Source organism: Holdemania massiliensis, from assembly GCF_022440805.1.
GTDB classification, from domain to species: domain Bacteria; phylum Bacillota_I; class Bacilli_A; order Erysipelotrichales; family Erysipelotrichaceae; genus Holdemania; species Holdemania massiliensis_A.
This window is the reverse complement of the sequence record NZ_JAKNTK010000001.1, coordinates 3,491,742-3,516,403: the sequence shown is the minus strand read 5'-3', so window position 1 is coordinate 3,516,403 and position 24,662 is coordinate 3,491,742. Positions and strand designations below refer to the sequence as shown.

Here is a 24,662-nt window from a genome sequence, read left to right as displayed (position 1 = left end):
AGAAAGGAGAACCGCGATGAAAGTCGATCGTCTGGATTGTTTTGTGCAGGTTGCCAAGACGCTGAATTTTTCTAAAAGTGCCGAGGTCTTACATTTATCACAGCCCTCGATCAGCCGGATTATTCACCTGTTGGAACAGGAGCTGGGCTTTGATCTGTTTGAACGCAATCGAAATCAGGTCGTGCTGACGAAAGCCGGGGAGATCTTTTATTCTCATGCCCGTCAGCTTTTATGTGAATACCAGGCAGCGGTTGAGGAAGCCCGCAAGGCCAGTCAGGCTGGACTTGCGCTCAAAGTTGGCGTCATTGGTTTTGCGGAGGCCCGGCTGATGAAGGCGCTGGAACAGCTGACTCGGGATGAGGCTTCAGTTAGGCTGGAAATGATTCCGGTGGATTTTGTTTCGGAACTGAATCAGGTGGAAACTGGGGAAATTGACTGCTGCATGATGTGGCCGCAGGATGTCAATCCGGAACGGCTGGAATATCTGGAAATGTTCTGCGGAGAAACCCAGGCTTATCTGCATGTTCATCATCCTTTGGCTAAACGGGAAAGCGTCACTTTTGATGAATTGGCTGCACTGCCGCAGATCCTCTTTGCCCGTCGCAATCCATTGCGGTATGCCGCCTATCTGGAAAAGTTCAGTCCGGCGCTGCGGGAGAACATTGTTTTAACACCGGTCAAGGATGTTCCGGCATCCCGACGGCTGCTGGAGTTAAACCAGGGCGTCATCTTGGCACCGGAGGGTGGAATCCTGGCGGATAGTCCGCTGATCAAAGCGGTACCGATCCAAGCCGATCAGCCGGAGCTGATCCGTCTGGGTTTAGTCTATCGCCGGGATTCTCAGAACATCGCGTTAAAGAAGCTGCTTCGATATTTGAAATGAGCATAAGCCCATCCGTTAATGAAATAAGCAGAAGCTTTCTTTTCTTTTATAATGTGATTGTGTGGATTTACACAAACAGGAGGGAAGAAAGATGAAGAAAACTGGAATTTCAAGACGGGAGTTCCTGAAGGGCAGTGCGGCCGGTGCTGTATCGCTGGCGGCCATGGGCTTGTTAAGCGCTTGTGGGGATACCGGAAGCACGCCGACAACGACGGAACCAACCCCAGATGCAGGCTCATCCGCGCAGGATTGGCTTGGTCAGCAGCCGCAGATCCAGGACAGCGAGATCAAAGAAACCTGGAATACCGGCGTTCTGATTGTCGGAGCCGGCAACGGCGGCATGATGGCCGCGGTGAAGGCCGCCGATGCGGGTCTGGATTTTCGGATTATTGAGCAGAACACGTTTGTCTGCGACACACGGAACTGGTATGCAGCAGCGGATTCCGTCGACGCTTTAGCGGCGGGAAAACCGATTGACCGCCAACGCGCCATGAGCGAATTATCGCGTTATGCATCGGGCAAACTGGATCAGAGTGTCGTCAAGGTCTGGCTGGATGAATCAGCGGCAATGCATGATTATGTCAAAGCGATCATGGATTCCTATGGCTACGATTGTTACTTTGAAGCGGATACCGGCATGGCGGAAGAGGGCACCGATTACTATCATGCCCCGACGCAGCACAATTACAATGCCCGTCCGGACAGCGAATGGAAGGACACGCCGCGCAACAAGCTGTTTGTCGATTATATCGAGAAAAAAGGCTATCATGTTGATTTTGAACATACTTTAGTCGAGCTGATTCGTGAAGAAGGCGCGGTCAAAGGCGCGATTGTTCAGAATGGCGCTGGTGATTACATCAAAGTTTTAGCACCACAAGGCGTGATTATCGCGACTGGCGGTTATGAAGGCAATGCCGAGATGATGGAAGCCCTCTCGCCGCTGGCAGTTTCCTGTACGACCGCAAGCAGCTACTTTGCCACAAACCATGGCGATGGCATTAAAGCCGGACTGTGGATTGGTGCCGATATGGACAAGGAAGCGGCACCGATGTTATTTGACCGCGGCGCGGTAGCCCCGGGCGTGGATGCCGGCTATGTCGTCGCTTCCAATGGCGCAAAGCACTTCCCGGGAACGATCTCGCAATGGAATCCAGGGACGCAGCCGTTCATGAAAGTTAACCGCGACGGCATTCGTTTTGCGAATGAAGGATGTCCATATAACGACATTGTTTTTGCGGCTGCCAATCAGAAAGGCGGAGTCTACTGCCAGGTTTATGATGCGGATTTTAAAGAAGACTGGCAGAAGTTCCACACGTTAGGCTGTTCATCACTGACTCGTGTTTTGCCGGATATGATGGCGGAGCAGATGGAAAAAAATGTCGCCGACGGCATCATCATGAAAGCCGATACGCTGGAAGAACTGGCGGATAAGCTGGGTTTTGAAGGATCTGCGAAAGAGGCGTTTCTGGCTCAGTGCGACCGGTATAACGCGATCTATGACAAAGGGGAAGATGATGAATTCTTCAAGTCCAGTCATTATTTATCGCAGCTGCGGAAAGCCCCGTTCTATGGCGTATGGCTGGGCGCAAGCTTGTTGTGCACCGGAGATGGCTTAAAGATCAACAACAAAATGCAGGTGTTGGACAAAGAGAAACAGGTTATTCCGGGGCTGTATGCGATCGGCAACGCTTCCGGCAGCTTCTTTGCGAATAACTATCCTGAACTGTTCCCAGGTCTGGCCTGCGGACGGACGCTGACCTTTGCGATCAAGGCTGTTAAGGTCATTGCGGGCGAGGAATAAAAGCTTAATCATACAAAACGTATCAACAGAAAACACAGCTGGTTTGGAAGCTGTGTTTTCTTCTGCGCATTGTCAATAAGGAAGCTTTCAAAAGATGAGTAAGCTTTGTGTCATTACTCATTATCTATTTCAGTGTCAAGATCGGCGAATAATTCATGAGCAGAAGAATAACTTTTAGCAGAAATATCACCATTTATGATATTTCTTGCTTCTTGTATAGCTGCTTCTGTCACAAGATTATAGCGCGGCTGTTTCATTTCGATGATTGATTCATGTAATACGGTGTTGATTGTTTTGGCCATGCTACGCACCTCCCGTAATTTCTGCTTCTCTATTATATAACTTAGTGTGATACATTTGTCAGCATCTTAGGTCTAATCACATATCATCTTTCAGTTTAGATTCAATCAAATCAGTAGATTATTTTGTCGAAATCTGGTTAAATGAAAGCAGAAAAAACGAGGTGCTTTATGAAATTGATATCATGGAATGTAAATGGGCTTCGTGCCTGCTTGCAGAAGGGATTTTTAGATTTTTTTAATGAACAGGACGCCGATATATTCGCGCTGCAGGAAACCAAGCTGCAGCCCCACCAGATTGAACTGGAGCTGCCGGGCTATCATCAATTTTGGAACAGCGCTGAACGCAAGGGTTATTCCGGTACAGCTGTTTTTACCAAACAGGAACCGCTGTCAGTTCAATATGATTTTGATGAGGCGGAAGGGGAACATCCGAAGGAAGGCCGTGTGATTACGCTGGAATTTGAAAAGTTCTATTTTGTGACCGCGTATGTGCCAAACTCCAAGGAAGAATTAGCCCGTCTGGATTACCGGATGACGTGGGAGGATGCGATGCAGCGACATCTGACGAAGCTGAATCAAAGCAAACCGGTGATTTATACCGGTGATCTGAATGTCGCGGTGGAGGAGATTGACTTGAAGAATCCCAAAACCAATCATTTCAATCCGGGCTTTTCCGATCAGGAACGACAGAAGATGCGGGATTTGTTAGGCTTGGGATTTGCGGATACTTTCCGCACCTTATATCCTGAAAAGGTTGAATATTCCTGGTGGTCTTATCGCTTTCAAGCGCGGACTAAGAATGTCGGGTGGCGGATCGACTACTTCATCGTTTCTCAAGCGTTGATGAATCAGGTGAAAGACAGTGTGATCTACGGTGATATTTTGGGTTCTGACCATTGCCCGGTCGGAATAGAAGTCAGTCTTTAATTAAACCCAATCGGCTGCAGCGAAAAGTTTAATTTCCGCTGCGGCTTTGTTTCTTTCTGGCAGGCTGAAACACTTACTTTATTGGCATAGACGATCAGATCAGAAGAAACTGCGGGTGTAGCGAATAAATTCTTCCATGATCGGCGTAACCGGAGCGTTTTTATGCGTGATGATCAGGAATTCATAATCCAAATCAAGATCGTCAATCGGCCGCTTGACAATGGAGGATGGCAGGGGAATCGAATCACTGCCAAAAAAGCTGACGCAGTGCGTGCTTTCAATCAGCTTAAAAACCAAGCTCATTTCGGCTGGAGATAAGATAATCGTCGGTTTTAAGCCATGTTTCTGACAAACCTGTTCCATGTGTGTGTTCAAGGCATTCTCAGTATTCAGACCGATCAATTTCTGTCCGCGAAAATCCGCAAGCGACAGAGACGGTTTGGCGGCCAGCGGATGATCCTTGCTTAAAACCGCAAAAACGGGATGCCGGTAGTGATACTGTACCTGCACCATCGGGGCATTGTAAAGCATCGTGCAGAAATAGATATCCATTTCACTGGACTGCAATGAACGATTGTAGGAATCATCCGGCGCACTGTAGATCTGAAAATCAACGTCCGGGTGCGCAGTGATGAAACGGGTCAGAAAATCATCGGGGAAGTTGATTAACAAGCCCGTCGGATAGCCCAATGACAGGGTTTTGGGACTTTCGTTTTTCATTGCCTGCAGATCAGAAATGATGTTGTCATGCATCTGCAGATAAGGAAAGGCAGACTGCCGCAGCGCTTCGCCATAGCGGGTCAGCTGCAGTCCGGCAACACCGCGGATGAATAACGGTACGTCCAGCTCCTCTTCCAGCTTGTCGATGGTTTTGCTTAAGGCCTGTTGGGACAGGTAAAGTTTTTTTGCCGCTTTGGAAAAACTGCCTTCTTGGGCAGCAGTGATGAAGCAGTGCAGTTGTTTCGGATTCATGCGCAAGGGTCTCCTTTTGTTGATTTCAGCTTAGCATAAACTGATAGGGGATACAATAAAAAGTTGTATCCCCTAACTTTTATCTGTTTGTCAATTCACAAACAAGCCTTTTATAATGGAAAAAGAAATGACAAACAGGAGGGAAAGTATGTCAAATTCAAACAAAATCAAAGGCATCAGCCGTCGTGATTTCCTCAGAGGAACCGCGGCTGGAGCATTGGGCGTTGCGGCTGCCGGATTGTTAGGCGGTTGTGCTTCCACACCGGAAAAACAGGAATGTCCGCCCTGTGATCCGGTTTCTTCTTCCACCAACAGTTGGCCGGCCGTTGAGGCGTTAGAGCCGAATGTTCCGATGGAAGGCGTTGTCGCCTTTGTCAAGGAACCGATTGCCGAGGGGGAAATCGTAAGAACGGAAAACGTCGACGTTGTCGTCTGCGGCATGGGGCCGGCTGGTTTTGCGGCGTCGATTGCCAGCGCTGAACAGGGATTGAAAACTGTTGTCCTGGAAAAAGGCCAGGTTGGGACTTACCGTTCGGCGACGATCGGCGGTCTGACGGATCGGATTCACAAAAAATACGGCGTTCAGTTTGATACTAAGGAATGGCTGGATGACGCGATGGTCAACTCGATGTTCTACGGCAATCAGGCAATTTATCAACGGTGGATCGATACCCAGGAAGAAGCGATCAACTGGTTTCTCGATCTGTTCGCGCTGCCGGATGACGATTTCAAGCTGACTTTTGCGGCTGGGGATTTCCCGGACTTCTATGATCCGTATGACAAAACCTCGCTGAGCCGTTCCTGGAATACATCGATCAACATTCCTATGGCACCGAATGAAATTGTGGAGCTGCTGACAAACAAAGTCAAGGAAGCGGGAGCGGAAGTGCTGATGGAAACTCCAGCCTGCCAGCTGATCAAAGAGGACGGCAAGGTCGCCGGCGTCATCGCCAAAACGGCAGAAGGCTACGTCAAGTATTTATGCGCTAAGGGGGTTGTCCTGGCGACCGGCGGTTATGAGTTTAATCCAACCAAGCTGAAGGAATGTTGCCGCCCACGGGATCTGGCTCTGAATCACTGGATGAACGGAACCGCCTCCAATACCGGTGACGGTCATGAAATGGGCAAGGCGATCGGAGCGATCGAAGATGAATATCCGCATCCGCTGATGCTCGATCCGGCTCAGTTAATGCCTTATCTGCGCGTCAATAAGCTGGGCAAGCGGTTCACGCCGGAATATGAACCATACAATCATCTGGCGCTGGCAATGCAGAATCAGCCAGGCGGCATCAACTGGTACATTACCGACGGCGATGCGGCCAATGCCATCAATAAGATGTGGACACCGTCTTCCTCCTGTTATGGACCGAAGGAAGTCTGGGTCGGAGCGGCAACCAGTGAGAATGCCTTAAAAGCGGATACTCTAGAAGAACTGGCGGGTTTGATGGGCGTACCGGCGGAAGCCTTTGTCGAAACGATTGAGCATTGGAATGCAATGTGCGAAGCCGGTGAGGACAGCGATTTCCACATGGTGCCGAGCATGATGCATCCGATTAAAACCGCGCCGTTCTATGCCAACCTTGAAGGGGCAGCCGCTTTGTGTACGGCCGGCGGTCTGCAGGTGACACCGAACTCCGAAGTGCTGGATACGGAATTCAACGTCATTGAAGGTCTGTATGCGATCGGTAATGTTTCCGGTTCAATGTTCCACGGGACTTATCCGCATAATCTGAATTGTATCTCTCACAGCCGCTGCATCACCTTCGGCTACAACGTAGCGAAAACCTTAGCTTCAAAATAGAAATCTCTATTGGATCAACGATTCGTTGGTTTCTGATCAAATCGGAAACTGCGGATCGTTTTCTTTCGGATTTCTGCCAAATCTTGGGATTGCATCCATTCCCAAAGCGGAATCTGATATAATAAAGGTAACAGAATTTCCCGACTGATGGGAAGCGAGGAGGAATACGGATGAAACATAAATTATGGGCTGTCATCGCGGCCTGTGTTCTATTCACGGGCTGTGCCCAAACCCCGGCTGAGTCCGCCGTGGTCCCTTCCGCAAGTCCTGAAACCGAACGTCTTGCGGGAACAAAATTGACGAATGCGGCGATGTTTGAGATGTTTCAGCGATTGGATAAGGCCGCTATTTTTACGGATGATCAAGGCCTAGCCAAGCCCTTTGAATTATGGCGCAACGTCAAAAATCAGATTGTTCTCTACCTAGAGAATCGCGATCATCCGTTTTTAATCTGGGATCCGGTTAACGATACGGTGGAGGTGAATTATACTCACCAACAACTCGTGGAATATCAGGAAGATGGGGTAACAAAACAGGCTTATCTGGAACTGATCTGCGATGGTTTTCAAGCTTCGTGCACCGCTGCGGTAACGACTTCAACCAAAACAACACGCTGGCCGGTGGAGGCTCCGGATGAGCGCGTCAGCCCCGCTTTAGCAAAAGCCGTCCAGCAAGCCGCCAAGCTGCAGCAGGATCAGATTGAACAAGCACGCCAACAAGCCGACAAAGCATTATTTGAGCTGCGAACAGTCTATCTGAATACACAGGATTACGAATATGCTGAACAGAAAACCTATTCGCAGGCGTCAAACGGATTTAAAGAAGAATCCTCCGCGACAACGTATACGCTTTATACCGGTGAGTTGAATCCAACTCTGCCACCTGATGAGGTTGCTTTTTACTTCGCGGCTCTGTTAGGCAAGGAATTTAGCGATCCAGCTCAGATAGAGGCTGATGTGTCCGTCATGTTAACGCTGATGGCCGCGGTGAAGACCTATGTCTGTGAGGGATCTTCCCCGACTTTAAGCTGCATGGCTGCAACCTCCGGGAATGCGACGATCTCACTTAATCTTCCCCAGGCCGCAGCGGATGATCTGTTGGCGGTGATCCAGATCACGGATCTGGAGGAGGCTTCCCAAGCGCTGTTGGGTCGAACGCTGCCCTTGAATTCTTTTGATCAGGATGGCATTCGCTATGATGCAGATACACTAGAGGGTTATGTGCTGATCCGCGGAGCCTATGGGATAGAGGAAGAACAAGCGCCGTACGAGGCACCGATGACGTTAGTTCTTAATGAGCGCACCGAAGGCCAGCGTCAGATCCGACAATATGTCCAAGTGACTGAAATTGAAAATTCAGCCTTTGTCCGCGATGATCAAGGCAATGAATATTACCTGCCGATGATCCAGGAAACGCTGCAGGCGGAAGACTGTCCTTTGGTGATTTGGGAAACCGCCTGTGAGCCCAATGCCGACGCTTCCCAGCTCTATCGGCTGATCTATCAAAAGCCACTGCGTTGAACTGATTTGATCTGCAGCATAAAAGTTTAACATTTTTCCGCAAGCTGACAATAGCTGGGAAACGGAACAGGCAGACAGGGTGACTTAAGGGAAGCAGGAGGAAGAAATGAATACACCAACACTTGAAACAGAACGGTTAAGATTAAGAAAGTTTACCGCCGATGACATGGAAGCGATATACCAGATTTACAGTGATGAGGTAGTCAATCAATTCCTTCCCTGCTTTCCGTTAAAAAGCAGGGAGGAAGCCCGCGCCTTCTTTGAGAAACGGTATGCGTCCAAGTATGCTTTGCCGCAAGCTTATGCCTATGCTGTCTGCCTGAAACGGGATAATTATCCGATCGGTTATCTGTGCGTGGATATGGATGAGCCTCATGATCTGGGTTATGGACTGCGGCAGGAATTCTGGCATCAGGGGATTATGACGGAAGCCGGGAAAGCTGTGATCGAACAAGTGAAAAGAGAGGGCATTCCGTATATTACGGCAACTCATGACCGCAACAATCCGCGAAGCGGCGGCGTGATGCGAAATATCGGAATGAAATATCAATATTCCTATGAAGAACAATGGCAGCCGAAGGACCTATGTGTTACTTTTCGGATGTATCAGATCAATCTTGATGGACAAAACGACAGAGTTTACAGGAAATACTGGGATCATTCTGAGATTCATTTTGTCGAAGAAGACGTCTGATTTTCATTGCTGCACCGAGATACAGCGTAATCCTTTGGGCAGGAACTAGGCTGAACTCTCTTCCATGGGACTAAGGCTTTTCCAGATCAAAGCTTTGACATTGGCGAAAGTGGGAAAACGTGCTAAACTAAAAAACAGAAAACAGGAGGAAAGGAACTCATGGATATCAAGGAACGGGTAAAAAGTTATGAAGAAGCGATGCTGAAGGATTTGGCAGTGCTGGTTTCTTATAATTCAGTTCAGGGCGAAGCCAAGCCGAATGCGCCGTTTGGCGAAGTGCCGGCAGCCTGTCTGGATAAAGCGCTGGAAATCGCAGAAGGGTATGGCTTTAAAACAAAAAATGTGGATCATTATGCCGGTTATGCTGAGATTGGTGAAGGTGAATCAGTGATCGGTGTTCTGGCACATCTGGATGTTGTTCCAGCCGGTGAGGGCTGGAATACCGATCCCTTTGTCTTGACTCGGGATCAAGATCGGGTTTATGGCCGCGGAACCAGCGATGATAAGGGTGCTGTGGTTGCTTCGATGATTGCGATGAAAGTTTTAAAGGATATGGAGATTCCGCTGAACAAGCGAATTCGTCTAATCATGGGAACCAATGAAGAAAACGGTTCTAAGTGTTTAGCTCATTATGTGGAAAAAGAAGGCCACATTGACATGGGCTTTACGCCTGACGGCACGTTCCCTGGCGTTCATGGAGAAAAAGGCGCGCTGGGGCTGGACTTTGAAAGTACGCAGACGGCCATCAAGGATATTCATGGAGGTGTTGCTTCCAATGTCGTCTGCAACCACTGCACGTTAACCGTCAGTCAAAGTACGGTTTCGGAAACGGCGCTGCGCTCAGCTTTGGAAAAGCATCCGGTAACTTTTGAAGTGAAGCAGGATCAGGACAATCTGATCGTGGATGTCTATGGTACAGCGGCTCACGCCAGCACACCGAAGCTGGGCGTCAATGCGATTGGTGAGCTGATGGCGGCTTTGGCTGAAGCTGGAATGCAGGATGATTTCGTTGAATTCTACAATCGCCGGATTGGCACAAGCTGTGATGGCGCAGGGTGCGGCTGCAAGGTGAGTGATGAGTATGGCCCGCTGACTTTCAGCAATGGCATAATTCAGATGGATCACGGCGTAATTCGCGGAACAATCGATATTCGTTTTCCAGTGACGATGAAATCCCAACAGATTATTGAAAGGATTGAAAAGGCGCTAACCTCTGAAACTCAGGGTAAAATTACGGTTCGCAGTCACATGGAACCACTGTTTTTCCCGATTGATTCCCCGCTGGTTTCCCGGCTCTTAGAAGCCTATCAGGAAGTAACGGGCGATGTTCAGTCCAAGCCAATTACGATGGGCGGAGGTACGTATGCCAAAGGAATCCACAACTGCATCGCTTTCGGCTGCGAGTTTGAAGGCGAAGACTGCCACATTCACGATGCCAATGAATTCGTGCGGATCGACTGTCTGCTTCAGCAGGCTGAGATCTACGTGCATGCGCTGATGAAGTTGTTGGAAGCTTAATTTTTAGAATGAGAATAGAAACCTGATTTCACATAGGGGATCAGGTTTTTTTCTCCTTTTTGGATGAATTTAAAATTCTTTTTTAGCTTACTAAATCATGAATTATTTTCTGTTTTTTCACGACTTCTGCCTTCTTAAATTATCTCGAATTGTAACATATAATTTTTCTTAAAACAGTATTTTTTGTCAATTCAAAGGTCAATTTTGGCATTTTAAGTGCACAGAATGCAAAAGAAGTGAAACGTATATCTTTTTTTCCCCTAATAAGTACAATTATTGTCAGAAGAGAATCATTGTAAAATTTCGGGGAGGAATGAATTATGATGAAACCAAAAGATGAGATTTGGGAAGCTAGTTTATGGCATCAGGGGAAGCGCCGAATTACCGCCTTGCTGCTTTCTTTAAGCTTAATCATGAATCTTCTGCCGACACCTGTGTTTGCGGAAGAGACCGGAAATCCACCAAAGCCGGAAGAAACTCCGGCCGAAATCGTGAATGAAACAGAAGATGAGGAAAAGCCAATCGAGACCAGTCCAGCGCCTACCGAAGCGCCTGTGGCCAGCGCTGATCCTGAACCTTCGCTTTCTCCATCGCTAACACCGAGCGAAGAACCAAGCGAGAATCAATGCCTTTGTGATCCGCAGATAGAAGGCGAAGGGGAACATACTAACCCAGACTGTCCATTTTATGTGCAGCCGCAGATTTCAGCTTTAGAGGCTATCATTCAGCTTTTTAAAGCGCTGCCAAGTCTAGAAGAAATCAAGACTTACGATGAGGCTCAAATTGAAGCCCTTTTCACGCAGTTTGAAGAAGCCCAAAGCGCTTTTGAAGCTTTGCCAGACGATCAATTCCAGCAGTTCACAGAAGAACACAGCGATTTGTTAGTCAAACTGATGAGCATCTCTGAAGCCTTGCTGGGTGATCGTCCAACAACGCTGGAAGCTCCCACTGTGAATGAGTTTTCAGGATCATCATTTGAGGAGCTGAATAGTTTCATTAGCAAAGCACCGTCGGGATCCACAGTTAAACTAATTGTCGATCTAAATAATACAGGTGCAAATTCAATTGATATCAAAAATAAACAAACAATCATTCTTGATCTTAATGGTCATGCAATCAATTCCAGCTGGAATTTAGCTACGATTAAAGTGTGGAGTGATTCAACATTAACCCTGATCGATTCCAGTACTGAACAAACCGGTACAGTCAACAATACAGGGTATAAGGGGACGATGGAAAATAATGGTATAATGAATATCCAAGGAGGGATGATCCGGTCTGAATTGACCAACGGTGCAGGTATAGGAATAAAGAATAATAGCGGAGGAACTCTCACAATATCAGGGGGTAAGATCACGACAGATAAGCCAAAATATCATTCTATAAGTAACGAAGGAACCTTGACGGTGACTGGCGGAATCATCGAAGCTTTGAATGTGGACGTAGGATCTGGATGGCCAACAAATTATGCTATTCAAAATTATAATGAAGGGAAAGTGTTCATCAATGGTGGAAGCATTGTTACTAAGAGAGCCATTGGAGTTTATAACAGCAGCGGGACTTCGGGGACAGTAGAAATCAACAATGGAACGATAACCACTGAATTTTCCAATACAATTTATAACGAAGGAGCAGGGTCGATTAAGATCAGTGGTGGTGAACTAGCGATTACTACAGGACAAGCTATCATAAATAATTCATCGGGCATAATTAACGTAACCGGTGGAAAGATTAATTCGGCCCAGGCGGAAGGAATTAAAAATAGCAGTGCTGGAACCATTATTATCTCCGGTGGGACGATCCAATCAACGTCAGGCAATACAATTGAAAATTATAACTCTGGCACAATCAATATTTCAGGAACTGCGGATATTTCCAGCACTTCAGGGACTACGATATATAATTGGCAAACCGGAACAATCCGGATCCAGGGTGGGACAGTCCAGTCAACTACCACTGGCTCTGCAATTAAAAACGCTTCAACGGGAACGATTGAGGTCAGTGCTGGGACAGTCCAATCAACGACCGGCTCTGCGATTTATAACTCTTCAACAGGAACGATTGAGGTCAGCGCTGGGACAGTCCAATCAACGACCGGCTCTGCGATTTATAACGCTTCAACGGGAACAATTCAGGTTAGTGGTGACGCAAAGGTGACCAGTAATATTGCTGCCACTGAAAATAAAGGAACGATCACCCTCACAAAGCTGCCAGACCCAGCTGCAAACATTTTAGCGATCAAGGATAATGCTCAGGTGACCAATACGGCAGATCCAGAAGGCTATTCTGTCTATTTTAGAACGACTGTGCTAAATCTCAATGACCTAGATAGTTATTATTCAGCATCTCCAACCGCAAAAGTGGGCCGAGTTTATCCTGAGGAGGTTGCTCGAATTGAACGTAATGGTACTGTGTTTGGAAGGTATATGTCACTTTCAGATGCTATTTCTGCCACTCAAAATGGCGATCTAGTGAAGTTGATGAGTCCAGTAACGATAAATAAAGGTGAAACAATAAATAATCTTTCGATTACGTTAGATTTAAATGGGAAGACAATGACTTCGATAGCAACATCGGATTACTTTACATTAAAAGGAACAGCTTCTTTGACAATCCAAGACACCAGTACAGCACAAATGGGGAAAATCAGTTCGTCTTCACCTATTAACAATCAAGGTACAGGAACAGTTCGGATACTCTCCGGTACATTGGAGTCTACCCAAAATGTCATTGATAACATCGGGACGGGCGAGGTTATCATGACAGGCGGAATCGTGAAATCAACGGGTACTAGCTTTAATAATACTGCCATTAAAAGTTCACAAGGCAAGGTTACGATCCAAGGCGGAACTGTGGAAGGCGCTGGAAACTATGTGTTGGATACAATAGCTTCTGTCGAGGTTTCGGGCGGAACGATAAAAGCGACGAATACCAACGGAACTGCGATATACAACAAGTCGACAAATAACACGGGTTCGGTTTTGATAAGCGGCGAAGATACAACGATTGAAAGCATAAATTACGCTGTTAACATAGAAGGAGATAGCTCGGTATCGATCGAAAATGGCACGCTGAAAGCTCAGAAAATTGCTATTTTAGCCGTCAGCACTGGTTCCATAACGATTTCAGGAGGCTATCTTCAAGCTGGAAAAAGAGTTATTGAAAATATGAAGAGTGAAATTGTATTGATTACTGGTGGAAAATTAGAAGCGATTCGACCAGAGGGATCCTCTGAAAATGCCAATGTAATCTTTGATGCTATGAAGGCGGGTACAATTTCGATTTCAAACTGTACGATGAAATCGACAGATGACGTTATTCAAACGCTTTATGGAAAAACGCTTGATATTTCCCAAAGTCAGCTCACTTCGATCAATCAGTCGGTCATTTCCAGCACAATTACTGCTTTAGAAACTCAAGTTCATGGAGGTAAACTGCAAGGAAAAACCGGCGCCATTACCACCGCGGGAACGCTTGTCATTGATGGGGACGCACAGCTGAGCTCGGAGGCTAATACAATAGAGATTTCTTCTGGAGGAAAGCTGACAATGAGTGGTGGAACCATCCAAAGTTCAGCGGAACAAGGGGCAGCCATTTTAAGCAATACAACTCAATCGATGGTAATTAATGACGCTAAAATTCAAGCGACAGGAGCGAAGGGAATTGCAATTCAGCAGGATTCCAGTGGAAAAATAACGGTTGGCGGAACCTCGGTGATTTCCAGCCAGTATGCGGATGAAACGTCTGGAACAATTCGATTCAATGAAGCGAGCTCAACCGTTGTTCTTACACTTTCGGATACAGCCGAAGTCAAAAATACGACGGGGAATTATGCTGTCTATTTTGCTAAGGCCACACCGATGAACGTTAAACGCAATTATAGTGTGGTAGGTTCGGCCAAGGTAGGACGGGTTTATCCTGAAACTGGGGTTGAAATTTATCGGGGTGGTACGCTAGCTGATGCAAAAACAACCTTGGCGGAAGCTTATGCTGCTGCTCAAAGCGGAGACCTGTTAAAGCTTGTCCAGGACTTTAAGCAGGATACATCCGAGTTGAATGTCACTGATGGCATGGTTTTAACTTTGGACTTAAATGGTCATGAGGTTAACTATACAGGATCTTCTACCCCTTTAACCGTTTTCTATAATGGAGATTTGACGCTCCAGGATTCAAGTTTGGGTGCGAAGGGAACTTATTCTTTATCCATGGGGAGTGTACTTAATGTTGCAGAAGGGGGAAAGGCGACACTGGAAAGTGGTAATCTCTCTTCTCAAAATGAAGTTGTTTATAATCAGGGAGAAATAACGATATCAGGTGCAAAAATATTTTCAGAAACATCTTCGATTTTTAATGCTGATCAGGGAAAGCTAACAATTCTACAGGGAACTTTGATAACCAGTTCTCATAAGCAGTCCAAGAGCATTGATAATCAAGGAACGGCAGAGATTCTTGGCGGACTCGTTGAGGCAACGGGTTCCAGTAGTTCTGGTATTTCAAATAGAGGGACATTGACAATCGGTGGAAACGGGGTTGTCCAAGTTACGGGCTCAAGCGCTGTGGCGATTGACAATATTGTAGAAAAAAGTGTCGTTACTTTGAGTGAAAATGCGCTAGTATCCAGTGCGAACAGTGTTTCTACAAAGGGTACAATCTGGTTTAGAAATTCAGATGACCAAAACAAACCAAGCCTGATCATTCAAGATCAGGCACAGGTTATCAATACAGCTGCGGATGGCTATGCGGTTTATTATAGAGATAGTTCCATTACTCCGCGGAACGTAATGGATTATTATCAGATTGCGGATACGACGCAGGTCGGCAAGATTTATCCTGAACCGCAGCCAGTGATTTTGGAGCTTTATGACAGCAATAACATGAAGAAAGCGGATCATTATACACTGACAGAAGCGATTGAAGCGGCAGCTGATAACGATATTCTCAAGGTTATTCGTGACTTTAGTGTAGAGGAAAGCGGCGTAACAATCGAGGCTAAGAACTTAACGTTGGATCTCAATGGGAAAACAATATCCAAAAAGAGTGCCGGTTATGCGATAACGTTAACCGAAGATGCCACTTTGACTGTGGATGACAGGACTTCGGAAAAACTGGGAAAATTGGAAACTTATCAGGGAATCGAAAACCAGGGAAAGGGAGAAATTATTCTTAGTGGCGGACTGATTGAAGCGATCAATGAGACTGTTCCAACTAAATCAATCGCAATTTTAGGAAATGCCGGGAAGGTTCATTTGGATGGAGGAAAGATCAGCGCCAGACAATATGGGATTATAACGACTACGGGCGACATTACGATTTCCCAAGGCGAAATGCATACAACGGAACAAGCCAATGGCGGCATGATTAAAAGTAATACAGGAACTGTGACCGTTACGGGAGGGAAACTCCTTTCACACAATGTGGATCCGCTTATCCGGACGGATGGCTCAATCCTGATTTCCGGAGGAACGTTGGAGAAAAAAGGTTATACAGCCGCTATTATTATGCAAAGATCAGCCGATGCAACGACACGCATTGAGATCAGCGGGGAAACGACAGTCATTCGCGGAAATTACGATCTCATTGTGAGCGGTGGAAAAGCTCCGGTAACGATTTCAGGGGGAACTTTAGAATCTGACCGCACAGCGATAAGTTGTGATGTTAGTGGAGCCCCAGTTAACATTACTGGCGGAACGATTACGGCCAAAGAAAATGTAATTATTGGATCAAAGATTAAGATCTCCGGCGGTATGCTGATATCAGAAGAAGCCGAGGTATTTACAAATAATATATCGGCAGAGATTACAGGTGGAACATTAATATCAAATGCTGCCGATAAAGCGACTCTAATCAATAGTGTGAAGGGAACATTAAAGATCAGCGACGAAGCGCAGATTTCCAATACCAATGGAACCGCAGCGATTGATAATCAGGGAAACTTAGAGATTACCGGGGGTACGATATTTGCGGAATCTGAGTCAGGCATTGCCATTTTGGATCAGTCAGGAAAGAACCTGACAATTCAAAATGCTGAAATCAAAGCAACGGGAAATCAGGGTATTGCGCTTTCTGTCAATACTGAAGAAGCCGTTACGATCCAAGATAGCACGCTGAGCTCCTCAACAACAACCAAGGGGACGATCTACAGTACAGCGACAGGAAAACTGAATTTCAATGGAATGACTCATGTCAGCAATACCGCTGAAAATGGCTATGCACTCTATTTTGATAATGCGGCGATTACCGGGTCGAATGTCCGAGCACAGTATACAATTGAACGTTCTGCAAAAGTGGGCAAGATCTATCCCGTCTCCACACAGCCAGTCGTGAATGTACGCAGAGCCGGGCAGGTCATTGATTCCTATGTAAAACTGGAAGAGGCAGTACAGAATGCAAAATCCGGGGATACCTTGGAAATGCTCGAAGATGTATATTTGGAAGCTACGCAGGTGATACAGGCTAAAGACTTGACGCTGGATCTGAATGGAAAAGTTATCTACAAAGAAACCGTCGGCTATGCCATTACTTTACAGGATGGCGCTTCATTAACTATGGATGATTCCAGTACAGAACAGACGGGCTTAATCAGTGCGCAACAAGTCATCGAAAACCAAGGCCTGGGAACGATTACCTTGGTTGGAGGAACGATCGAGGCCAAGATGTATTTATTTGAAAGCAGTATAACTGCGATTTCAGGGAAGGCTGGCAAGGTTCATCTGAATGGTGGATCAATCATAACTGAGGTAAGAGCTATCGAGACAACTACGGGAGAGATTGTAATCAATAAGGGAAAAGTTGAGAATGTGGATAATGCAACTCAATTAATTGTTAGTGAAACAGGGACCTTGACGATTACGAACGGAACATTTATATCGCAAGTTCCATTCCCTTTAATTGAAACATCTGGGTCAATCTATATTTCAGGCGGAACATTTACACATACTCATTCCGCTGGATTTCCGACTATCAGCAGTCTTGCCACACAGGGAAATGTGAAGATTGAAATTGGCGGAGAGTTGACGAAGATGAATAACAGTGATGGCCCAGTCTTAGTGACCCTGGGATCTGCTTCAGTTATCATTGCCGGGGGAACACTTGAATCCACCAGTGATTTATTTGGTGTTGTTTTAAATGGCAATACGGCCGGGAATTTGATCGTTACTGGCGGAACAATCCTATCGCACGGTATCCAAGCTGCAATTCTAAATGATTCAGAAACAGGCAAGGTCATGATTCAAGGTGGAAAAATTACCGCGAAGAAGGCCGTTCTGGAAAGCAAAGGTAACGTTGAAATCTCTGGTGGTATATTGGAATCGGAAGAAGATGTCGTTTTGAAGAATACGAAAACGGCGATGATTAGCGGGGGTACCTTAAAATCCACGGCTGTCAATAAGCCGACGTTGGTCAATACGGACAAGGGCATGTTACAGATCAGCAAGAATGCGAAGATTCTCAATACCCAGGGAACCGCCGCAGTGGATAACCAGGGAAGTTTGGAAATCACCGGCGGGACAATGACGGCGGAAGCCGAAGCGGGAATTGCGGTATTGGATCAATCAGGAAAGAGTTTAACAATTCAAGACGCTGTGATTGAAGCTAAGGGAAGTCAGGGAGCAGCACTTTCTGTGAACACTGAAAAAGACGTTATGATTCAAGACAGTACGCTAACTTCTCCAACAACGACCAAGGGAACAATCTACAGTACTTCGACAGGCAAACTGATCTTGAACGGAACAACAACCGTCAACAATACTACGGAGAATGGGTATGCGCTTTATTTCCAAGACTCTGCCAATATTGACAGCGATCATGTCCGAGATTTTTATCAGATTGGTGAAAAGGCTGAAGTCGGGCTAATTTATCCAGAACCAGGATTATTGATTGTTAGTTTGGAACGAAATGGAACGGTAGTCAAACAATATACGCAGATGCAGGAAGCTATTCAGGCAGCGCAATCGGGTGACACGTTAAAAGTTTTGGAAGATTTCCAGCTCGCTAAATCGGGAGTTGAGATTCAATCCAAGAATCTGACGTTGGATTTGAATGGAAAAACGATTAGGAAAGAAAGCACAGGCTATGCGATAACCTTAAAGGATGCGGCATCATTGACGGTGAACGATGCCAGTGAAGCGCAGACGGGTTTAATCACCGCCAATCAAGGCATTGAAAATCAGGGCAAGGGAACGATTACTCTGACTGGAGGAACGATTGAGGCTAAGATGTATGGAACTGGCGGCGCAGTGATCGCAATTTCAGGGCAGGCGGGTAAGATTCATATCAATGGTGGATCGATCATCACTGAGTTGGAAGGGATCAAGACAACCACTGGGAATATCGAAATTTCTAAAGGAAGAATTGTAAATACAGAAGGTTATGGAGGTGCATTGATTGGTAGCGAAACGGGTACTGTATCGATCAAGGATGGTACATTTTTTGCCAACATTGCAGATCCTTTAATCAGAACTGCGGGCTCGATCTTCATCTCTGGCGGATTGTTTGAAAAAACGGACTCTAGGGGAAATCCAATCATTAAGAGTCTCGCGACAGATGCAAATGTAACGATTGAAATTGGTGGAGAATCCACGCGGATGTATATTAAAGATAGCGCTGTTATAATGAACATGGGAAAGGCTTCGGTAAGGATTACCGGTGGAATGCTTGAATCAAAGAGTGATTATACTGGTGTTATTCTTAATAATACGACAGCGGGAGATATCACGATTTCCGGGGGAACGATCCAATCCCGGGGTAGTCAAGCTGCAATTGTGAATAATTCAGAAACAGGCAAGGTCATCATTCAAGGTGGAAAGATCACGGCGAAGAAGGCTGTTGTGGAAAGCAAAGGTAACGTTGAGATCTCTGGTGGTACATTGGAATCGGAAGAAGATGTCGTTTTGAAGAATACGAAAACGGCGATGATTAGTGGCGGTATCTTGAAATCCTTAGCTGCCAATCAAGCAACGTTGGTCAATACAGAGCAGGGTACATTGAAGATCAGTGGGGATGCGCAGATTCTCAATCCTCATGGAACCGCATCAGTGGACAACCAAGGAAGTTTGGAAATAACAGGCGGCACACTGGTTGCCGAAGGTGAAACTGGAATCGCCTTGTATGATCATGCCGGGAAAGAGCTCAACATTGCCAATGCAACAATCCAAGCCTTAGGGAATCAAGGTCGAGCGATCTATACTAACACAACGAAACCAATTACGATTTCCAAGAGTTTCATTCAGGCGGAAAAGGAACAGGCGGTAGTGATTTACAGTGCCTCGACGGGAAAATTCAATATTCTTGCGGATACCGAGGTTATTCATCAATTAGAAAAGGGAACTGCACTTCAGTTCGCGTATTCAGCGATTACCGGATACAATGTTCGGTCTTACTATACGATCGATGAGAAAGCGAAAGTAGGAATCATCGTTCCTGAACCGGCACCGTTGGTGATCAGTCTGAAGCATCAGGGGCAGGAAACTGGGCAGTATACGACGCTGCAGGAAGCGATAGATCACGCTGTTTCTGGGGATACGTTAACCGTAATTGAGGACTTTACAACGTTGAAACAGTCGACTGTTTTAGCCAACAAACAGCTGACCCTAGATCTTCATGGAAAGACAATCACGAAAACTGAGGATGACTTTGTCCTGACATTATCGGAAGACGCGTCCTTGATCGTAGACGACCGCAGTGCTGCCAAGTTGGGGAAACTGGCAGCGGTTCGCGGCATTCAAAATACCTCGACAGGACAGATTACACTGAGTGGGGGGACGATTGAAACCGAGGACCTCAGAGGAAAATCTATTGCGATTGATGGTGGTGCTGGTAAGGTCCACCTCAGTGGTGGAACCATCGTGACTAAGGCAGTAGGCATTAAGACGACAACTGGGGAAATTGAAGTCAGTCAGGGAACGCTGAAGACCAGTGACAACGTCTTAGCGACGGGTGAGCTGCTGCGAAGCGATACGGGAACGATCAAGATCAGTGGAGGAATCCTGGAGTCCAGTGCTGATACTTATCCCATGATTAAAAACAGTGGTTCAATCTTAATTTCAGGAGGATCGATAGGAAATAACCAGGAAAAAGCTGTTGAAGTCATAAGCAATACTTCTCAAAATGAAAACGATCAGATCGTGATTCAAGGAAAGGATACCGTTATTAAAACCACAAGCAATAGATCTTTAATTTATAACCAGGGAAAGGCTTCAGTCACGATTGCGGGCGGAACCTTAGAAGCGTTGAATGGAATTTTGATCAATATCCGGTCTTATGGTGGATCCATTTTGATTTCTGATGGTCAATTGCGCAGTAAAAAAAGCGTGATTTCAAATAATTCAAAAGCAGGGATACAAATCACGGGTGGAACCCTGGAATCTTTGGAGGACTTCGCGATTGCAAACTATATGAAGGCGCCAATCAAGATTGCCGGTGCTGGACTCAGTGCGAAAAAAGAAGTGATTTGGACACAGGGAACACTGGAAATCACCGATGGCATGTTAACCTCAAAAGGGGATGTTGTGCTGAGAAATCAAAACACGATGACCATTACCGGCGGAACCGTTTATTCTCTGGCTGAAGGAAAATCCGCAATTGTCAATCCAGAAGGCAAGACGCTGACAATCGGCAAGGATGCCACGATCGTGAATACCGAAGAGGGTCATGCGATTGAAAATGCAGGCGAATTGGTGATCACTGGCGGACAGATCTATGCCGATGCTGCGGTGATCGAAAATGCTGAAACGGCAAAGCTTACGATGAGCGGCGGAAAGCTTTCGTCATCCGTGAGTGAAGTGCTGATCAATCAGGGCACCGCAGACATTTCCGGGGGGACACTGAAATCAGTGGATCAAACGAAACCTGCCATCGTCAATTTGGAAATGGGCAGCGTCTTGATCAGTAAGGACGCAGAAATCACAAAGCAGTCTGGGGCGGCAGCGATGGATAACCAGGGAAAGGTTTCGATGAGCGGCGGACATATAGTGACGGGATCGGGAACAGCGATTGAAAATCAGAGTAGCGGAACGGTGACGATTGCCGGCGGAAAAGTCGAAGCGACGGAAAGTAAGGGCGTGGCCTTGCGCAGTCATGGTTCAGGCAAGATCATGATTGAAAACAACGCTGTAGTTACGAGTAAGAATTCGAACTCTGCGGTTAATCCGGAAGGCACAATTGTTGTGGATCAACAGTCTCTGACCAGTCCAGAAGTCGTGTTCACGGTGAAAGACACAGCGGCAGTGATCAATACGGCCAATGGCTATGCGGCTGCCTTTGTCGATAAGGCCATGACTTCCTACGATGTTGCGCAGTATTATGCAATTGCGGAAAGCGCTCAGATGGGAAAGATTTATCCGCAGCCGAAAGTGGCTTATGTCCTGATTTTGGACGCTTCAGGAACAATGAAAAATCGCTATGAAACTTTGGCAGAGGCAATCGAAGCCGCGGAAAGTGGAGAAACAGTCAGCCTGGTCAAAGCGATTGATTTGAAGCAGGAAGGCATCACTTTTGATAAAAAGGCAATAACGCTGGATATCAATGGTTTAACCATCAGCGGGAATGGCACTGTGGCCTTGCTTACGGTGGGCAAGGAAGCCTCCTTAACGATTCAAGATAGTAAAACTCAAGGAAAAATTCAATCCATCCAGGCAGGCATTGCGTTAGAAAACTATGGCAAGCTCATCATCTTGAATGGAACGATGATCGCGGAACAAAAAGAGGTAATCCATAATCACGGCTTAGCCACTCTGACGATCGGCGGCGAGGCTAAAGTTTTGCATGATGGAAAGAAAACGATCGTCTTCAGCGAGATTTCAGCATTGACGCAAACCCTTCTGACCGTTAAAGATCAAGCTGTAATTGCCAATGCCAATCCAGAAGAGAAAAGCTATGCTCTCTACTTTGAAGGCGTGAAGCCGGCAGACTTAAAGACCTTATTACAGATTGACGATTCTGCTTCGGTCGGACGGATTTATCCGGCCGTGACGGTGGAAAAAGTGACAGTCAATCCTGCGAAGGTTTCAGTTCGCCGCGGAAAGACGCAGGTCTTTAAGGCACAGGTCAGCGGTGAATTTGAACCGGCTCAGACCGTGAACTGGAAACTGGAAGGTAATTTAAGTGAAGGCACAACCTTGGATGCTCAAGGCTTGTTAACCATCGGCCCTGAAGAAACAAGTACGACCTTAACGATCAATGCGACTTCAGCTGTTGATCAGACAAAAACGGCGAGCAGCTCAGTGACGGTCTTGCCGGCTTATGAACTTCGCGTTGTGAATGGGGAAGGATCTGATTTTTACCTCGAAGGAGAAAAAGTCACGATCTCAGCTCCGAAAGTGAAGACGAAGGAATTCATTGAATGGTCGAGTAATCAGTCTGTGACCTTGGCGAATCCGCAGGCTGCTGTGACAACTTTCATGATGCCAGCCCAGGCGGTGACGATTACAGCCGTTTATGAAGCCATTGATACGACGGATTTGGAACAAGCCATTCAACAGGCAAAAACAACAAAGGAGCCCATTTCAGTCAGTGACAGTCCGGCTTCATCCGTTGCGAAAGGCCGCAAATTTGTGAGCGCTGCTGAGATGAATACCTTGAATGAGAGCTTGCAGAAAGCGATTGACAGATTGGAAGATCCGGAGTCCAAAGCCGAAGTTTTAAAAGCTAAAGAAGCCTTGGAACAGGCTGTCAAAGACTTCATCGCAGCGATTAAAATTGGTACGTATGAAGTTGTGGAAGATCCGCTTCCAGAGGTCATTCCAAGTCCGACAGCCAAACCTGTACCGAGCCGCAAACCGACAGCTCCAACGGCATCCAAGGATGTCATTGTAACGGAAAAGCAAGTGGAAGAGGCACTCAAACAGGCGGTTAGCAAGGTCAGTGAAGAAGATCAGAAAGTGACCCTGCACTTGGGGGATAGCTCAGTCAAGACAGCATCCTTCAGCTTCAATCTGCCAAAGGCAACACAGGAATTGATTCTAGATCGTCAAATTCATACGACAGTGCTGGTGCTGGATCAAGTAGGAATGCAGCTGTCACTGGACTTGGCGGCCATTGAAGAAATTTACAAACAAGCGCAGAATGACGTCCAGATTACGGCTGTGAGTGTGGATTCTTCTAAATTGTCAAACCGCATCCAACAAGTCGTTCAGGATTTCCCGGTCTATGCACTGAGTGCCAGTTATGCTGATGGTCAGATCCTGGATTTAAAGGAAGGAACTCTCCAAGTAGCAATTCCTGTTCGATTATCGAAATCCGATCAGGCCGCTCATCTTATAGCCCTCAGTCTGAGGGAAGATCAGGCAACATCAGTCCTCTTCTCAGCCTATGATCAAGACGCTCAGGCAATGGTCATGGCGGTGGATCATTTTGGACAATACAGTCTGACTTTCGTTGAAAGTGATTCGTTGACCGCTGCCGGTCATTGGGCTCAGTCCGCACTGTATTTCGCCTACAACCGCGGCTTGCTGGGACTTATCGAAGAAGCTGAAATCAAACCGGACCAGGCAATAACGCGGATTCAGTTAGCGGCTGCCTTAGGCCAATTGGCTCATTTCCAGCCAGATTCTAGCGTGGAATCTTCCTATGAGGATGTTGAGGATCCGACGTTGGCTGGCTATGCCGCATGGGCAGTCAAGCAGGGGTTGATTACCTGTGAAGAAGAAAATCGCTTTGATCCGCAGGAAATGATTTCGCGGACGGAGCTGGCTTCGATTCTTGTCCAGTTTGCGAAACTGACAAAAACACCATTAGAAGACATTTATGAGATAAAGGACTTTACGGATCAGGATCAGCTTTCTGAAGCTTCCATCCAGGCGGTCAGGGTTTTGCAGCAGGCGGGTATTCTGTCAGCGAAGGATCAAGGTCAATTTGATCCGAACAGTCCGATCACGCAGGCTGAATTTGCGATGATTCTGCAGCGCTGGATTGAAAAAGTCCTGGGTTTACTGTCACCAGACGGTTGGTTTGTCAACGATGCTGGTCAGTCGATGTACTATATTGATGGAATTGCGGTGGTTGATCAAACACTGTCGATTCAAGGCAGGAGTTATACCTTTGACGCTTATGGGGTTTGTCAGAACAAAGCCTTGGAAGAAGCAGAAAAGCCAAGAAAAAGAGCCCAGCGGAATGAAGCAAAATGGACTCAGATCCAGACCGCGTTAAAAGCGTTTATTAAAAAATAAGCTGAAAGATCGCTGCACTCGAAAGGGTGCAGCTGTCTTTTTAAAGAAGCGTCTTATGCGAGCCGCTTGATTGCAGGGCGAC

Annotated in this window: 10 protein-coding genes; 8 read left to right on the top strand and 2 right to left on the bottom strand. The window is 46.6% G+C overall.

The window, feature by feature from the left end; translation table 11 throughout:
- Positions 1–16: 16 nt before the first annotated feature.
- The gene (locus MCG46_RS16245) at positions 17–883 is read left to right on the top strand and encodes a LysR family transcriptional regulator (RefSeq protein WP_240280905.1); all 867 of its coding nucleotides are present in this window, start codon (positions 17–19) and stop codon (positions 881–883) included.
- A gap of 91 nt (positions 884–974) precedes the next feature.
- A complete protein-coding gene (locus MCG46_RS16240; protein WP_240280904.1) occupies positions 975–2,684 on the top strand; it encodes an FAD-dependent oxidoreductase in 1,710 nt (569 codons plus the stop codon).
- A gap of 113 nt (positions 2,685–2,797) precedes the next feature.
- Here MCG46_RS16240 and MCG46_RS16235 read toward each other — a convergent pair whose 3' ends face one another.
- Positions 2,798–2,986 (bottom strand): hypothetical protein, encoded by a 189-nt coding sequence (locus MCG46_RS16235; RefSeq protein ID WP_240280903.1) that lies wholly within the window; start codon positions 2,984–2,986, stop codon positions 2,798–2,800.
- Positions 2,987–3,154: 168 nt separating this feature from the next.
- Here MCG46_RS16235 and MCG46_RS16230 point away from each other — a divergent pair, with 168 nt between their 5' ends.
- Positions 3,155–3,913, top strand: a complete 759-nt coding sequence (locus MCG46_RS16230) for an exodeoxyribonuclease III (RefSeq protein ID WP_240280902.1) — start codon at positions 3,155–3,157, stop codon at positions 3,911–3,913.
- Positions 3,914–4,012: 99 nt separating this feature from the next.
- On the opposite strand, the gene MCG46_RS16225 is transcribed toward MCG46_RS16230, so the two are convergent.
- Positions 4,013–4,885: a LysR family transcriptional regulator gene (locus MCG46_RS16225; protein ID WP_240280901.1), complete on the bottom strand. Its 873-nt coding sequence runs from the start codon at positions 4,883–4,885 to the stop codon at positions 4,013–4,015.
- 148 nt (positions 4,886–5,033) lie between these two features.
- On the opposite strand from MCG46_RS16225, the gene MCG46_RS16220 reads away from it, so the two are divergent.
- The 5 genes from MCG46_RS16220 (at position 5,034) to MCG46_RS16200 (ending at position 24,580) form a co-directional block, all read left to right on the top strand.
- Positions 5,034–6,686: an FAD-dependent oxidoreductase gene (locus MCG46_RS16220; RefSeq protein ID WP_240280900.1), complete on the top strand. Its 1,653-nt coding sequence runs from the start codon at positions 5,034–5,036 to the stop codon at positions 6,684–6,686.
- Between the two features lie 170 nt (positions 6,687–6,856).
- On the top strand, positions 6,857–8,206 hold the full coding sequence (locus MCG46_RS16215) for a hypothetical protein (RefSeq protein WP_240280899.1): 1,350 nt from the start codon (positions 6,857–6,859) through the stop codon (positions 8,204–8,206).
- Positions 8,207–8,312: 106 nt separating this feature from the next.
- The gene (locus MCG46_RS16210) at positions 8,313–8,900 is read left to right on the top strand and encodes a GNAT family N-acetyltransferase (protein WP_240280898.1); all 588 of its coding nucleotides are present in this window, start codon (positions 8,313–8,315) and stop codon (positions 8,898–8,900) included.
- 159 nt (positions 8,901–9,059) lie between these two features.
- Positions 9,060–10,418: a dipeptidase PepV gene (pepV, locus tag MCG46_RS16205; RefSeq protein ID WP_240280897.1), complete on the top strand. Its 1,359-nt coding sequence runs from the start codon at positions 9,060–9,062 to the stop codon at positions 10,416–10,418.
- Positions 10,419–10,738: 320 nt separating this feature from the next.
- Positions 10,739–24,580, top strand: a complete 13,842-nt coding sequence (locus tag MCG46_RS16200; protein ID WP_240280896.1) for an S-layer homology domain-containing protein — start codon at positions 10,739–10,741, stop codon at positions 24,578–24,580.
- Positions 24,581–24,662: the final 82 nt, after the last annotated feature.

What these genes read in the sequence shown, in the direction of transcription:
- MCG46_RS16230 (WP_240280902.1), top strand. Translation starts at nt 3,155, where the DNA reads ATGAAATTGATATCATGGAATGTAAATGGGCTTCGTGCCTGCTTGCAG.
- MCG46_RS16215 (WP_240280899.1), top strand. Translation starts at nt 6,857, where the DNA reads ATGAAACATAAATTATGGGCTGTCATCGCGGCCTGTGTTCTATTCACG.
- MCG46_RS16220 (WP_240280900.1), top strand. Translation starts at nt 5,034, where the DNA reads ATGTCAAATTCAAACAAAATCAAAGGCATCAGCCGTCGTGATTTCCTC.
- MCG46_RS16235 (WP_240280903.1), bottom strand. Translation starts at nt 2,986, where the DNA reads ATGGCCAAAACAATCAACACCGTATTACATGAATCAATCATCGAAATG.
- MCG46_RS16240 (WP_240280904.1), top strand. Translation starts at nt 975, where the DNA reads ATGAAGAAAACTGGAATTTCAAGACGGGAGTTCCTGAAGGGCAGTGCG.
- MCG46_RS16200 (WP_240280896.1), top strand. Translation starts at nt 10,739, where the DNA reads ATGATGAAACCAAAAGATGAGATTTGGGAAGCTAGTTTATGGCATCAG.
- MCG46_RS16245 (WP_240280905.1), top strand. Translation starts at nt 17, where the DNA reads ATGAAAGTCGATCGTCTGGATTGTTTTGTGCAGGTTGCCAAGACGCTG.
- MCG46_RS16210 (WP_240280898.1), top strand. Translation starts at nt 8,313, where the DNA reads ATGAATACACCAACACTTGAAACAGAACGGTTAAGATTAAGAAAGTTT.
- pepV (WP_240280897.1), top strand. Translation starts at nt 9,060, where the DNA reads ATGGATATCAAGGAACGGGTAAAAAGTTATGAAGAAGCGATGCTGAAG.
- MCG46_RS16225 (WP_240280901.1), bottom strand. Translation starts at nt 4,885, where the DNA reads ATGAATCCGAAACAACTGCACTGCTTCATCACTGCTGCCCAAGAAGGC.